The 264-nt window shown below is 53.4% G+C and carries 1 protein-coding gene; it reads right to left on the bottom strand.

Features of this window, described 5'->3' with window-relative positions; genetic code table 11:
- A partial coding sequence (locus tag Q4563_RS20450) for an acetamidase/formamidase family protein (protein WP_303605820.1) occupies positions 1–264 on the bottom strand: 264 nt, incomplete at both ends.

Raw genomic sequence — 264 nt, forward strand, 5'->3', positions numbered from 1 at the left:
GTATTTGGGAACCAGAGGGCTGGGTTTGAAGATCGGGTTTTTGACCTGGTATTTGGCCATGCCATCCTTGATCAGGTTGACGCGCAAATGAATCCAGCCGGCCATTTCAATGGCGCCACAGAAGGTGATTTCACCATCTCCCTGGCTGAAATGCTGATCGCCAACCGATAAACCGGCACCGTCCACATAGACCGGGAAATACACCTTGGCACCACGGGTCAAGTCTTTGATGTCACAGTTACCCCCGTGCTCTCGTGGCGGTAC

This window comes from Gilvimarinus sp. 1_MG-2023 (assembly GCF_030548285.1).